The organism is Flavobacterium stagni (assembly GCF_004122105.1).
GTDB classification, from domain to species: domain Bacteria; phylum Bacteroidota; class Bacteroidia; order Flavobacteriales; family Flavobacteriaceae; genus Flavobacterium; species Flavobacterium stagni.
In genome coordinates this window covers 922,026-935,825 of the sequence record NZ_SBKN01000001.1, presented here as the reverse complement: position 1 = coordinate 935,825, position 13,800 = coordinate 922,026, and the positions used below count along the sequence as shown (strand labels likewise).

The following is a 13,800-nucleotide window of genomic DNA, read 5'->3' as shown; positions in this document are numbered from 1 at the left end:
TGTTTATTCTAATTGAAAAAAGGGCACAGTTTAACAATTGTGCCTTTTTTTTCATCCTTATGTCTCGTACTTTCGTAAGTAGTTAAAAGGCAATTTCATGCGAAAACTCATTGCATTAGGGGTCACCTTCTTACTTATAGGATGCTCTTCAGAAAATAGCACTGTATCAACACCAACGGATACACGAATGATCAATATTCTTGCTTTGGGCGATAGTTATACCAAAGGCGAATCGGTTTGCAGTACGTGCAATTTCCCTTCACAACTTCGAGACAGTATCAACGGACGAAGAAAAAACACCCTCACCACGGCACGAATTATTGCCCAAACGGGTTGGACAACTTACAATTTAAAAAATGGAATTAATCAAGCGAATGTTCCAAATGACTATGATTTGGTTACCTTATTAATTGGGGTGAATAATCAATACCAAAATCAACCGTTTTCGTTGTATCAAACCGAATTCCCCGAATTGGTACAAACGGCCATTCAAAAAGCAAAAGGCGATAAATCAAAAGTCATTGTGGTTTCAATTCCAGATTATGCTTTCACACCATATGGCGGCGGAAATCCGGCGATTACCAATGGATTACTCCCCTACAACCAATTTGCAGCGGATTACTGTGCGCAACAGCAAATTACGTTTGTAAATATTACGGATATTACACAATTGGGACTACAACAACCCAATTTGGTAGCCTCCGACGGTTTGCATCCTTCTACCCTAGCCTACACGAAGTTTGTGGAACGTATTCTTCCGGTAGCTTTACAAAAGCTAGGGCTCCCGAATTAAGCATATGGCGCTAATTCAATAGCCAATCCGTCAATTTCGGGGGTGATATGAATTTGACAGCCCAAGCGGCTGTTGTCTTTTACGTTATAGGCTTCCCATAACATGGCCTCTTCATCGGGATTTTTTTCAGGTAAGGCTACCTCATTCAAGACATAACATTGACACGAGGCACACATGGCCATACCGCCACACACCCCAATGGTTCCTTCGGGGGCTAATTCGTAGGCGCGCACCAACTCCATGATATTCATGTTCATATCGGTGGGTGCTTGTACTTCATGGGTGACCCCGTCACGATCGGTGATGGAAATTGTAATATCGGTTGCCATACGTTATTCGATTGATTTTACTACCGCTTTCTCGGCTTCTTTACGGGTACCGTCAAAACCGTCTACTCCTGAAACCGTAGTGTATTTCAACACATAGCGTTTTCCTGGATTCAAACGATTGTACACACTTTGACACATTAACGTCGCTTCATGGAAACCGCACAAAATCAATTTTAATTTGCCCGGATAAATATTCACATCACCAATGGCATAGATGCCGTCAATGTTGGTTTGATAATCCAATGCATTGTTTACTTTAATGGCGTTTTTCTCGATTTCTAAGCCCCAGTTGGCAATAGCGCCCAACTTCGGAGTCAAACCAAACAACGGAACAAAGAAATCTGTGTCGAGCGTTTGTTGTTCACCATTGATGTCTAAGGTTAAGCGTTCCACATGACCGTTTCCTTCGATGGCGGTAATTTCTGCGGGAGTAATCAAGTTGATTTTCCCCAACTTTTTCAATTCTTGTACTTTTTCTACCGAATCCAAAGCGCCACGGAACTCGTTGCGTCGGTGTACTAAAGTCACTTCACTCGCCACATTGGACAAGAAAATACTCCAATCCAAAGCGGAGTCGCCACCACCTGCGATGACAATGCGCTTGTCGCGGAACAATTCGGGATCTTTCACGAAATATTCCACGCCTTTTTCTTCGTATTCGGCGATGTTATCGATGAGCGGTTTACGCGGTTCAAAGGTTCCTAATCCACCTGCAATCGCAATCGCTTTAGCATGGTGTTTTGTCCCTTTGTTGGTGGTTACAATAAACGTTCCGTCATCTAATTTGTCGATGGTTTCAGCGGTTTCTCCTAAGGTAAATCCGGGTTGGAACTGTTTGATTTGTTCCATCAAATTGTTCACCAAATCACCCGCTAAAACTTCAGGGTAACCGGGAATATCGAAAATCGGTTTTTTCGGGTAGAGTTCGGCCAACTGTCCGCCCGGTTGGGGCAAAGCATCAATCAAATGGCACTTCATCTGTAAAAGTCCCGCTTCAAAAACAGCAAAGAGTCCGGTGGGTCCGGCCCCAATTATTAAAATATCGGTTGTAATCATTTGTCTTTTGGGTTTAAAAGTCGGATCCAAATTTCGACCCACTTCTCGAAACATTCTATGATAATTGTCACGTCCGGCGAGCACTGCGCGAGGGATTGCGGCATTGTTTGAGCGCGCCCGAAGGGACGCGAGTGCCAAAAGCCCGACCCCGATGATGGCTTATGCTGTGTATTGCACAACCGTGACCAGCGGGGGCGCGCCCAAAATCAAATTACAGTACGTTTTCTACCGTTTCGATTTGGGGTGCATAGCGTTTGATGGTCGTTTCTACGCCGGCTTTGAGTGTCATTTGATTCACACTACAGCCGATGCAAGCGCCTTCAAAACGCACTTTCACGTGTTTATCCTCTTCGATGGCAACCAATTTGATATCGCCACCGTCTGAATTTAAGAAGGGTCGAATTTCCTCGAGGGCTTTTTCAATATTTTCAATTAATTGATCCTGACTCATGTTCTCAAAATAGTATAAAACCCTAGGGCGATGGGCACCGCACTAGGGTTAATGGATTAGTTTTTCTTTACAGCAGAGCATCCGGCCATCGTGGTAATTTTGATGGCTTCGGTGGGTGGCAAATGTTCGTTGCGACTCACCACTTCGCTCACCACATTGCGCGCGATGTCTTCGTACACTTTCTCCAACGGAGAAGCGGTTTGCAAGGCAGCGGGACGACCGAAATCGCCGGCTTCGCGGATACTTTGTACCAACGGCACTTCCCCCAAGAAGGGTACTTGCAAGTCGTCGGCCAAATTTTTGGCACCTTCTTTTCCGAAGATGTAATATTTGTTGTTCGGCAATTCTTCAGGTGTGAAGTAGGCCATATTCTCAATGATTCCCAAAACCGGAACGTTGATGGACTCCGACTGGAACATCGCTACCCCTTTGCGGGCATCGGCCAAGGCCACTTGCTGCGGCGTACTCACCACAACGGCACCTGTAATCGGTAACGATTGCATAATCGAAAGATGAATATCACCCGTTCCAGGCGGTAAATCGATTAACATGAAATCCAAATCGCCCCATGCGGCATCAAAAATCATTTGGTTCAAGGCTTTGGCTGCCATGGGTCCGCGCCAAATCACGGCCTGACTCGGTGACGTGAAGAAACCGATAGACAATAATTTGATTTCGTAACTCTCGATGGGTTTCATTTTGGACTTGCCGTCTACTTCGATGGAAATCGGTTTTTCGGTTTCAACATCAAACATGATTGGCATCGATGGTCCGTAAATATCGGCATCGAGCACTCCCACTTTAAAGCCCATTTTGGCTAAGGTTACAGCTAGATTCGCCGTAGTGGTTGATTTTCCAACACCGCCTTTTCCTGAAGCTACTGCAATAATATTGCTGATACCCGGAATGGGTTGGCCTTTGATTTCATTTTTCTCGGGCACCTCTACTTTGATGTTCACTTTCACCACCGCTTCGGCTGAAAATTGGTCGTGGATGAGTTTGCGAATATCGTCTTCAGCGCGTTTTTTGATGTGCATGGCCGGTGTGGTTAATACCAAGTCCACCACCACTTCATCGCCAAAGGTCATGACGTTTTTTACCGCACCGCTCTCCACCATATTTTTACCTTCTCCGGCCACAGAAATGGATTCCAACGCCTTGAGAATATCTTTACGATCTAATTTCATTTTTATTAAGACTGATTTTAGATTGCAAAGATACAAGGAAATGCAAAGAAACGACCGTTAAAGAATTGAAAATGTTTATGGGAAAAGGGCATTTAATTATAGTGAATTTGGAGCGGCAGTAGGCTGCACTTTTCACGCTGCTTCCCGCTATCCGTTGCAATCTGCCGGCGGTCGGATAAACCGCCCTCCCGCCGTCAGGATTTCCACTGCTATCGGGGCTAACTTTGACGTAACGTGCAGCGATCATCCTTTACTTTTTGATAATTTGTGCATTACGGTGGCGCAACATGCTCGTTCTAACTTTGAAGAAAACTAACAATCGTGAAAAAACGAAAAGTAGAACTAGTTGTGCTCTCTGACATTCATTTGGGCACCTATGGCTGTCATGCCACCGAAGTATTGGAATACCTTAATTCCATCAAACCCAAAACCTTGGTATTAAATGGCGACATTGTAGATATTTGGCAATTTCGGAAATCGTATTTTCCGCCTGCGCACCAAAAAGTATTGAAGAAAATTATTTCGTTGAGCGCCAAAGGAACGAAAGTCTATTATTTAACGGGGAACCACGACGAACTCTTGCGCAAGTTCACCGATGTGCATTTGGGCAACTTTTCATTGTTAAACAAACTCACTTTGAATCTTGACGGTAAAAAGGCCTGGCTATTTCATGGCGATGTTTTTGATGCGTCGATTACCCATGCCAAATGGCTGGCCAAACTCGGCGGTTGGGGCTATGACTTGATGATTGTTTTGAACCGTTGTATCAATTGGGGTTTGAAGAAAATGGGGAAAGAACCCTATTCGCTTTCCAAAAAAATCAAATCGAGTGTAAAAGGTGCGGTGAAATTTATTTCCAATTTTGAGACCATTTGCGCTGAAATTGCGATTGAAAACCACTATGACTATGTGATTTGTGGCCACATTCACGAACCCAAAATGGAAACGGTGACAACAAAAAAGGGTTCGACCCTCTACCTCAACTCGGGCGACTGGGTAGAAAACTTAACCGCCTTGGAATACCATCACCAACGATGGAAAATCTACCACCACAAAACGGATTTTGTTCGCCAAGAAAATATAGAAGAGGAAATAAATTTCGATTATGAAAACCAGTTGGTTGAACAATTTATGGAGTTGATTCGGAACTAATTGCCGGTTGCCAAAAGTGTTTCTTAAAATCAACGATTTGGTTGTTTTCTACACGAATACCTTCGCTTTCGAGCAGTTGCTGCATTAAATTCGTTCCCTCAAAATGGTGTTTCCCGGTGAGTAAACCCAATCGGTTAACAACACGATGGGCGGGTACATCTTCGCGGTTGTGACTCGCATTCATCGCCCAACCCACCATACGCGCTGAACGTGCTGCCCCGAGTGCTTTCGCGATAGCGCCATACGACGTTACTTTCCCTTCCGGAATTTGCCGAACGATGGCATATACCCGTTCGAAAAAATGGTCGTTATCGGGTTGTTTTTTCATTTATTTGAGAATATTCCAAAGGGTAAGTAAAGCAACTATAGCGGTGATTGAACCAATCATCCGATTCATGTACTGCAAGAAAAAATCAGTTTTGGATTTTAAATGCGCCACAAAAATCATATAACTATAGAAAACCAAAAAGGATCCCGCCACAACGCCCACGACCAAACTTACTTCTTGGCCCCAACTAAAATCAAAATAGCCGTAAGAAGCCAACGTCACGCTAATGACTACATAATACGGTACAGGTAATAAATTCAGGGCTGAAATCAACATTCCCATAAAAAACCGACTGCGTTTGCTTTTGAGTTGGATGCGGTTATCGTTGAGATCCGGTTTTTTCGCAAAAAAGAAAAAATAGAGGGTCAAAACGACAAAAACAATTAATCCAATCAAGCGCAAGGTGGTAACAATTTCTTGGTGCTGACTGATATATCGCGCGCACAGAACAGACACATAAGTTTGTATTGCAATGACCAACAAGGCACCCAATACAAAAATCATCGCCCGTTTCAACCCATCGGTCAATCGAACCTTGGCGACAGTCATATTGATGAGACCAGGCGGAAGTACGCCCACAATTGCCGCCACCAATCCCGTTAAAAATGGGATGAAAAGAGTCATTAAATAGGGTTAAATTGGAAACTAATTGATTTTAAAACGAATATACGTAATCGCCTTGTTGATTTCCAAATATTGTTGCTCGTAAAATGTTTTTATTTCGGTTACTTCTTCGGGGGCACCGAGATTATGGTAAATATTGTGGTTGGCATATAAGACTTCATGTCCTAAACCATGCAGCAATCCCAACGTATAACCGTGCATAAACTCGCTATCCGTTTTCAAATTCACCACGCCATTGGGTTTTAAAATCTTTTTGTAGCGATTGAGAAACTCGGCATTGGTCATGCGGTGTTTGGTGCGTTTGTATTTGATTTGCGGATCAGGAAAGGTAATCCAGATTTCATCGACTTCATTTTCTGCAAAAATATATTCGATGAGTTCGATTTGCGTACGCACAAAAGCTACATTATGCAAACCCTTATCGACAGCGGTTTTTGCCCCGCGCCAAAATCGGGCCCCTTTGATATCGATTCCCACATAATTAACATTCGGATTGCGTTGGGCCAAACCTACGGTATATTCACCCTTCCCGCAACCGAGTTCGATTATAATCGGATTGTCATTATTAAAAAATTGACGCCAAGAGCCACGGTGTGGAAAACGTCCTTCGACGACTTCCTCGCGTGTTGGTTGGATAACATTACTAAAGCTAGCGTTTTCGTTGAATCGTTTTAATTTGTTTTTACTTCCCACGAGATTTCTTAAAGTTTTGGCAAAATTAACGAAAAGTAGGACATAATAAATTCTTTTATATTTGCAATGTGGAACCCTTGAACAACATTTTAGTGGCACCCCTGAATTGGGGGCTTGGCCATGCAACGCGTTGTATTCCGATTATTCGTCAATTGCAGACGGAGGGATACAACCCCATAATCGCGAGCGATGGAGCTGCTTTAGCGCTTTTAAAGAAAGAATTTCCGAACGTACAATGTTTGGAACTCCCTTCCTATCACATTGCTTACGCAAAAAATCCGAAGAATTTTAAATGGAAATTGTTGAAAAACAGTCCGAAAACCATTGCTGCCATTTTTAAAGAGAAAAAATTGGTGAATCAATGGATTTCTGATTTTCAATTGGCAGGCATTATTTCGGATAATCGATTAGGAGTGTATAGTAAAAAAATTCCTTCGGTTATTATCACCCATCAACTGACCGTTTTCTCGGGAAAAACGACTTGGATTTCGAGCAGTTTGCATCATTTTTTCATCAAAAAATTTAAGGAATGTTGGGTCCCCGACTGGAATGGCGTGTTAAACTTAACTGGAGAATTGGGCCATCCCAACAAGAAAATTTCCAATGTACGGTATATTGGTCCTTTGAGTCGTTTGCAAAAAATGGATGTTCCGCAAGAATACGATTATACCATTTTACTCTCGGGTCCAGAGCCTCAGCGCAGTTTATTGGAAGAAAAAATCCGGAAAGAAATGCAGGATTTTGAGGGTAAATTGTTGCTCATTCGCGGTGTGATTGAGGACCAACCTGTTCGACACGAACCCCCTTTTACCATAGTCAACTATTTAACTTCGGTTGATTTACCCAAGGCGATTGCAAGTTGTCGTAAAGTAATATGCCGATCGGGCTATACCACAATTATGGATTTAGTAGAAATGGAAAAGAAAGCCTTTTTCATTCCGACACCCGGACAATTTGAGCAAGAATATTTGGCCAAACGTTTTCATCGGGAAGGTTTGGTGGCCATGTGTAAACAGGAAGAATTTTCATTAAAAAAAATGGAGTCGGCACCTTTTTATAAAGGATTACCCAAACCCAATCGCAAAGGGCTCCCTAACGATTTATTTCGCCTTTTCAAGCGTAAATGAAAATTCGGAGCCACTTCCAAATTCGCTTTCTACATATATTTTTTCGTCGTGGCGTTCAATGATGTGTTTCACGATGGACAACCCTAATCCGGAGCCACCTTCGCTGCGCGCCCCACTTTTGTCCACACGGAAAAACCGCTCAAACAAGCGCGGAATGAATTGTTTTTCAATGCCTTCACCATTATCGCGAATGCGAACAATCACTTTGTTTTTAACCAAATCTTCAATGGTGACCTCGGTTGTGCCGTTTTCTTTCCCGTACTTTACAGAGTTCATGACTAGATTGATCAAGACTTGACGAATTTTTTCTTTATCGGCTTTTACTTTGATGTCCTTGCTGTACTTCCGATCAAACATCAAAATGATATTTTTTTTGTCGGCTTGCATTTCCAACATATCAAACACACTCTGAATCAAATCGACAATATTGAATTCGGAATAGTCAAGGGTGAGTTCGCCCATTTCTAATTTGGCAATCATATCCAAATCTTCTACAATATATACGAGTCGTTCAACTCCTTTTTGGGCACGATTGAGGTATTTTTTCCGAATTTCTTTATCCTTGACACCATCAATCAATGTGTCAATATAACCTTGAACCGTAAATAAAGGCGTTTTTAATTCATGGGATACATTACCCATAAATTCGCGACGGTATTCTTCGCGTTCTTTTAAGTTTTCTAATTCTACTTTTTTATCGGTAGCATATTTTTTAACTTCTCGTTCCAGAGTCGCCATATCCGTAGTAATAGACTGACTTCGAAGAGTAGTTGAATCGAGCAATGAAACATCATCGTAGATTTTTTTTACCCGTTGATAAATAAAAAGCTCCGAACGGTATTGAATAACAAAGAAGGAAAAAATGAGAATTCCTACTGAAAAAATCAATGTAAGCCCCCATGAAAACTGAAAGAAAAGCAGTTGAATCAACGTCAATAATGAAGCAGAAAACAACATAATGTATAACGCGGAAACCACCGCAAAGGTGTACGTTTTTTTGAGTTTAATTCCCATGAATTTCATCGGTTGGTGTCGATAAAGGTACGGAAATTATAATTCAAACTTATAACCAACTCCTTTGATGGTTTTGAAGAGGTCATCGCCAATTTTCTCACGAAGTTTGCGAATGTGAACATCAATAGTGCGACCGCCAACAATAACTTCATTTCCCCAAACTTTATCTAAAATCTCTTCGCGTTTAAATACCTTACCAGGTTTTGAAGCGAGTAAATAGAAAAGTTCGAATTCTTTTCGAGGTAAAATGATTTCTTCACCATCGCGAATAATTTTGTATTCTTCACGATTGATTTCAATACTGCCAACCGTAATATTTTCATTGACTACTGTATCATCTTTAAGGCGACGAAGTAACGCTTTTACCTTACTTACAAGCAACTTTGGCTTAATAGGTTTAGCGATGTAATCATCAGCACCAGCATCAAATCCGGCCACTTGCGAATAATCTTCGTTACGTGCTGTCAAAAATGTAATGATTACATTACTTAATTCAGGGATTTTTCGAATGTTTTCACAAGCCTCCATGCCATCCATTTCGGGCATCATCACATCCATAATAATGAGATGAGGACGTTCTTTTTTTGCGGCAGCAATGGCTTCTTTTCCATTGGTAGCAGTTACTATTTTGTAACCTTCTTGAGCCAAGTTATACCCAACAATTTCGAGGATATCTTGCTCATCATCAACCAACAAGATCTTGATGTCTTTTTTCTTCATAACGTAAAGTTACGCAATTTTTAATTCGATGTAAATATAGTACTAAATCAATGCAACCGTTAACTCAAAATTGGAGTTAACAGTAATTTAATCTCTTAACATTGGGTTAATGATTCCAAAACTTAAAGATAAATTACGAGTAACTTGAACTTTACAAATCGAGTCGTTCTTTGCACCGAAATTTAACACAATAAAAAACAATGAAAATTAAATTTTTCTTCCTTACTTTTTTTATGTGCCTGGTAATGACCGCACAAAAAGGAACCATCAGCGGTACTGTCACCGATAAAGACATGAATAATGCACCTTTACAATTTGCTAATGTAGGTTTGAAAGGCGCTGGAGTTGGAGTTACTACCGATGAAAAAGGAAAATACAGTATAAAAGCAGAAGCTGGCAATTACACCTTAGTATTTAGTTTTGTAGGTTATGAAACGATTGAAGTGCCAATCCATGTAAAAGCAGGTGAAACGGTAACCATTGACAAAGCGTTGGGTTCTGGAAGTTTCAAATTGGAAGATGTTGTCATTCAAAAATCGGTGAATCGCGAAAAAGAAACGGTTTTGTTATTAGAACAAAAGAAAGCTGTTGAAATCAAACAAAGTATTGGTGCCCAAGAAATGTCTCGTAAAGGGGTGAGCGATGTGGAAGAAGGTTTGACAAAAATCACTGGGATTTCCAAAGTAGGTTCGCGCGGATTATTTGTACGTGGATTGGAAGACCGCTACAACAATTTATTGATCAACAACTTGGCGGTACCCTCAAACAATCCTTTTAAAAAGATTATTCCGTTGGATTTAATTCCGACTGACGTGGTGAGTTTGATTGAAACGTACAAAACATTCAATCCCGATATTTATGGGGATTTTGCGGGAGCTACCTTTAATGTAGTGACAACGACAAAACCAATAAAAAGCATTACCAAATTGAGTTTGGGAACGGGTTTTACTACCAACAACAACTTACGCGATTTTAATTTACCCACTTCAGCGGGATCTACTAAAGGGTTTTTTGGCTTTTCAGGAAGTGATCGCGATTTACCATCCGTATTTGGTTCAACACCCAACCCTCCGGTTACGGTGAGTCGTAATGATGCTATCAATGCGTTCAAAAACGGATTTGGCATGGAGAAATCGAAAAGTCCGTTGAATACTAGTGTAGGTATTTTACATGCTGAAAAATTTGACGTTGGAAAAAATAAATTGAGTTATTTGTTTTCGATCAATTTTGACAACAGTTATCAATTCCGTCAAGGAGTTGACCGCACATTACAAGCGGGAAGTTTGATCCAATATTCGAACAATTTCCGCAGAACAACCTACGATTACAAAACGAATTTATCTTCAATTGTTGGGATTAACTTCAGTACTGAACGATTCACGATTTCCTCTTCGTTATTGTATTTAAAATCAACCGACAGTCAGATTCAAGATCAATTGGGGGTACAAAGTGCCTTTGCCAACAATCCAAATTACTTGATTCGCACCAACCAATTCGAGCAATCTGATTTTTACAACGGTCAAATTTTTGGGGATTATAAAATCACAAAAAACAAAAATCATGTATTGAAATACGGAGGGTCTTTGGCACAAACAAAATTCAGTCAACCCGACCGCAACAGTTATACGGGAACGTATGTAAACGACCAAGAAGTGATTGTAAGCTATGGCGGGAATAACTTCTTACGTCAATATTTAGATATTAAGAGCAACTTATTTTCATCGGCCTTTTTAGAATACCAATGGAAATTTGGATCGGATAATAAGTTAACTGTTGGGTATAACGGTAACCACAATTTTACAAAATCATCGTACCGTTTTATCAATACCATCAAAAACTTCAACTCGGCATCGACCTTTACGGTAAACCCTTATGAAATTGACAATGTAATCCGTCAAGATTTATTGGATTATGAGATTTCATTCCAAGAGCAAAGTAATGCCAACTGGAAATCGAAATTAGAAGAAACCATCAATGCAGGTTATGCCAATATTTATTTCAAAATCAATGAAAACTTGGGAATAAATACTGGATTGCGTTTAGAAAAATACAACCGTATTACGAAGTATAAGGAAATCGGAAGTTGGGATCAAAATTATCTAAAAATCAAAACCGACGATTTGTATGTATTGCCTTCTGTAAATGCGAAATACAGTTTGAATGAAAAAACCAACTTACGTTTGGCGATTTCTCAAACCTACACTAAACCGGTCATTATGGAGTCGTTCCCGATTTCAATCGTAAATCCAGACGGAACGGTATTTCAAGGAAACCCTTATTTGAAAAACAGCACCAATACAAATGTTGATTTTAAATATGAGTTTTTCCCAACTGGAAAAGAAATGTTAGCGGTGGGTGCCTTTGGTAAAAACATCAAAGATCCTATTGAGCGCACGTTTGTAGCGAATCCTGGAACTACCATCATGTCCTTTTTAAATTCTGAAAAAGCTGTATTATATGGTATTGAGGCGGAATTCATCCTTGACTTATCGCGTTTCTCTGAGAGCTTAAAAGATTTTACTTGGGGATTCAACACTTCAGTAATGAATACCAAGGTAACGGTTCCTTCTACGAATATCAGTCCGACAGGAAATGTGAGTCAGAGCATCGAAACACACAGAGAGCGTGAATTACAAGGTGCTTCAAAATGGTTAATCAACTCAGATGTGAAATACGATTTTAAATTCACAAAAGATTGGACGAATACTGTAACATTAGTGTACTCCGTTTTTGGAAAACGTATTTATAGTTTAGGAACGGCGGGAATTGACCATGTATATGAATTGCCGGTGAGTAAATTGGATTTTGTTTGGACAAGCAAAGTAAACAAACACATTGATGTTAAATTTTCTGCAGACAATCTTTTGAATCCGTATTACCGTTTGGAATTGGGAGACAACAACAAAGACACGTTTACAGAGGCTTCGCACCGTATTCAAGATTATAAAAAAGGAGTAGGCTTCTCGCTTAACTTAAGTTATACGTTCTAATAATACTAGGCTAACACCATTAACATTGAATTAACTATTGATTTAAAATTCAATAAAAATAAGATGATTTTGAACTAACACCCATTCGTGAAACGAATCGGAAATTTGTCAAAACATTAAATCTAAATTAAAACACAATGAAAAAATTTCTTTTTAGTCTTGCCCTTTTAGCAACTGTATTTACGGGTTGTTCTAGTGATAATGAAGACGAAAATACAGTAACTCCACAAGTAGGTGAAATTACTGGAAACATTACAACAAGCAAAACCTATGCTTACGGAAATTATACTTTAAAAGGAATTGTAAAAGTTCAAAATGGAGCTACATTAACTTTTGAAGCTGGTAGTACGATTACTTGTGATAAAAACAACGGTGATAATGCACTTGTAATTGAAAACGGAAGTAAATTAGTAATTAACGGAACTGAATCTGCTCCAGTTGTATTTACTGAAGTTTCAAAAGTTCCTGGGTCTTGGGGTGGTATCATCATGTATGGTGATGCTCCTGTAAAAGTTTTGGGTGGTGGTTCAACGGCTACTTCAGAAGATGGATTATCGTATACTTACGGAGGTACAAATGCTACACACAGTAGTGGATCATTACGTTATGCACGTATTGAATATGCTGGTAAAAAATTAGCGGATGGTACAAAAGAGTTGAACGGATTTTCATTCTATGCAGTGGGTTCTGGAACGATTTTAGATCACTTAGTATCCTACAAAGGAGCTGATGATGGATTCGAATTTTATGGTGGAACAGCAAGTTTAACCAATGCTATTTCGTATGGTAATTATGACGATTCATTCGACTGGCAAGATGGATGGCAAGGTCAAAACAACACCAACTGGTTAGCGTATCAAGTAACGAAAGGGAACTTCGGAATTGAAATTGAATCTTCTTCAAACAACAATACATTTTATCCAAAATTCACCAACATCACGTTAAAACGTGCTGCAGGTTGTGTACCTGAAGTTGCTGGAGCTATTGAAATTGATGCTATTCAATTTAAAAAAGAAGGTAATGGTGACTTTAGTAACGTAGTTATCGATGGATATGGAACTTACACAGAAGGGACTACAACTTATCAAGGTGCTGCTATCAAAATTCAAGATGTCACAACGAACACCAATCAAGTGAATGGAAGTAAAATCAAATTGACGAACTTCAAAATTACAAATACTTCGGTGGATGTTGCTACAGGAGCCAATACCTTTACAGTGGCGTTTCCTTCAGGACAATTCACTACAAGTACTTCAGCTACGGGAGCAACTTTGTCGCCTGGCGCATGGGCTACTGTAGATGGAACCAACTTGATTCAATAAGAATTTTTCTCAAA

General features: G+C 40.2%; 14 protein-coding genes. 5 read left to right on the top strand and 9 right to left on the bottom strand.

Annotated features, from left to right (window positions below; all coding sequences use genetic code 11):
* Positions 1-97: 97 nt before the first annotated feature.
* A complete protein-coding gene (locus tag EQG61_RS04075; RefSeq protein WP_129460609.1) occupies positions 98-793 on the top strand; it encodes an SGNH/GDSL hydrolase family protein in 696 nt (231 codons plus the stop codon).
* Here EQG61_RS04075 and EQG61_RS04070 read toward each other — a convergent pair.
* From EQG61_RS04070 to EQG61_RS04055, 4 genes are all read right to left on the bottom strand, one after another.
* On the bottom strand, positions 790-1,122 hold the full coding sequence (locus EQG61_RS04070) for a 2Fe-2S iron-sulfur cluster-binding family protein (RefSeq protein WP_129460608.1): 333 nt from the start codon (positions 1,120-1,122) through the stop codon (positions 790-792). The two genes, EQG61_RS04075 and EQG61_RS04070, sit on opposite strands and share 4 nt — an antisense overlap.
* Before the next feature lie 3 nt (positions 1,123-1,125).
* Positions 1,126-2,178: an NAD(P)/FAD-dependent oxidoreductase gene (locus EQG61_RS04065; RefSeq protein ID WP_129460692.1), complete on the bottom strand. Its 1,053-nt coding sequence runs from the start codon at positions 2,176-2,178 to the stop codon at positions 1,126-1,128.
* A gap of 211 nt (positions 2,179-2,389) precedes the next feature.
* A complete protein-coding gene (locus EQG61_RS04060; protein WP_129460607.1) occupies positions 2,390-2,629 on the bottom strand; it encodes a NifU family protein in 240 nt (79 codons plus the stop codon).
* A gap of 56 nt (positions 2,630-2,685) precedes the next feature.
* Positions 2,686-3,816 carry an Mrp/NBP35 family ATP-binding protein gene (locus tag EQG61_RS04055; protein WP_129460606.1) on the bottom strand — a complete coding sequence of 377 codons (1,131 nt, stop codon included), beginning with the start codon at positions 3,814-3,816 and terminating at the stop codon, positions 2,686-2,688.
* Between the two features lie 321 nt (positions 3,817-4,137).
* Between EQG61_RS04055 and EQG61_RS04050 the strand changes: the two genes are divergently transcribed.
* On the top strand, positions 4,138-4,968 hold the full coding sequence (locus EQG61_RS04050) for a UDP-2,3-diacylglucosamine diphosphatase (RefSeq protein ID WP_129460605.1): 831 nt from the start codon (positions 4,138-4,140) through the stop codon (positions 4,966-4,968).
* On the opposite strand, the gene EQG61_RS04045 is transcribed toward EQG61_RS04050, so the two are convergent.
* The 3 genes from EQG61_RS04045 to trmB are packed head-to-tail and all read right to left on the bottom strand — an operon-like array spanning position 4,946 to position 6,613.
* On the bottom strand, positions 4,946-5,296 hold the full coding sequence (locus EQG61_RS04045) for an MGMT family protein (protein WP_129460604.1): 351 nt from the start codon (positions 5,294-5,296) through the stop codon (positions 4,946-4,948). The genes EQG61_RS04050 and EQG61_RS04045 overlap by 23 nt on opposite strands.
* The gene (locus tag EQG61_RS04040) at positions 5,297-5,920 is read right to left on the bottom strand and encodes a LysE family translocator (RefSeq protein ID WP_129460603.1); all 624 of its coding nucleotides are present in this window, start codon (positions 5,918-5,920) and stop codon (positions 5,297-5,299) included.
* Between the two features lie 21 nt (positions 5,921-5,941).
* The gene (gene trmB, locus EQG61_RS04035) at positions 5,942-6,613 is read right to left on the bottom strand and encodes a tRNA (guanosine(46)-N7)-methyltransferase TrmB (protein WP_129460602.1); all 672 of its coding nucleotides are present in this window, start codon (positions 6,611-6,613) and stop codon (positions 5,942-5,944) included.
* Positions 6,614-6,681: 68 nt separating this feature from the next.
* On the opposite strand from trmB, the gene EQG61_RS04030 reads away from it, so the two are divergent.
* Positions 6,682-7,740 (top strand): glycosyltransferase, encoded by a 1,059-nt coding sequence (locus EQG61_RS04030; RefSeq protein WP_394345555.1) that lies wholly within the window; start codon positions 6,682-6,684, stop codon positions 7,738-7,740.
* On the opposite strand, the gene EQG61_RS04025 is transcribed toward EQG61_RS04030, so the two are convergent.
* Both EQG61_RS04025 and EQG61_RS04020 read right to left on the bottom strand, forming a co-directional pair.
* Entirely contained in the window at positions 7,714-8,754 is a 1,041-nt protein-coding gene (locus tag EQG61_RS04025; RefSeq protein WP_129460600.1) for a sensor histidine kinase, read from the bottom strand. The genes EQG61_RS04030 and EQG61_RS04025 overlap by 27 nt on opposite strands.
* A gap of 36 nt (positions 8,755-8,790) precedes the next feature.
* On the bottom strand, positions 8,791-9,474 hold the full coding sequence (locus EQG61_RS04020) for a response regulator transcription factor (RefSeq protein WP_129460599.1): 684 nt from the start codon (positions 9,472-9,474) through the stop codon (positions 8,791-8,793).
* A 200-nt stretch (positions 9,475-9,674) separates the two neighbouring features.
* Here EQG61_RS04020 and EQG61_RS04015 point away from each other — a divergent pair, with 200 nt between their 5' ends.
* Positions 9,675-12,464: a TonB-dependent receptor gene (locus EQG61_RS04015; protein ID WP_129460598.1), complete on the top strand. Its 2,790-nt coding sequence runs from the start codon at positions 9,675-9,677 to the stop codon at positions 12,462-12,464.
* A 137-nt stretch (positions 12,465-12,601) separates the two neighbouring features.
* Positions 12,602-13,786: a hypothetical protein gene (locus EQG61_RS04010; RefSeq protein ID WP_129460597.1), complete on the top strand. Its 1,185-nt coding sequence runs from the start codon at positions 12,602-12,604 to the stop codon at positions 13,784-13,786.
* Positions 13,787-13,800 lie beyond the last annotated feature (14 nt).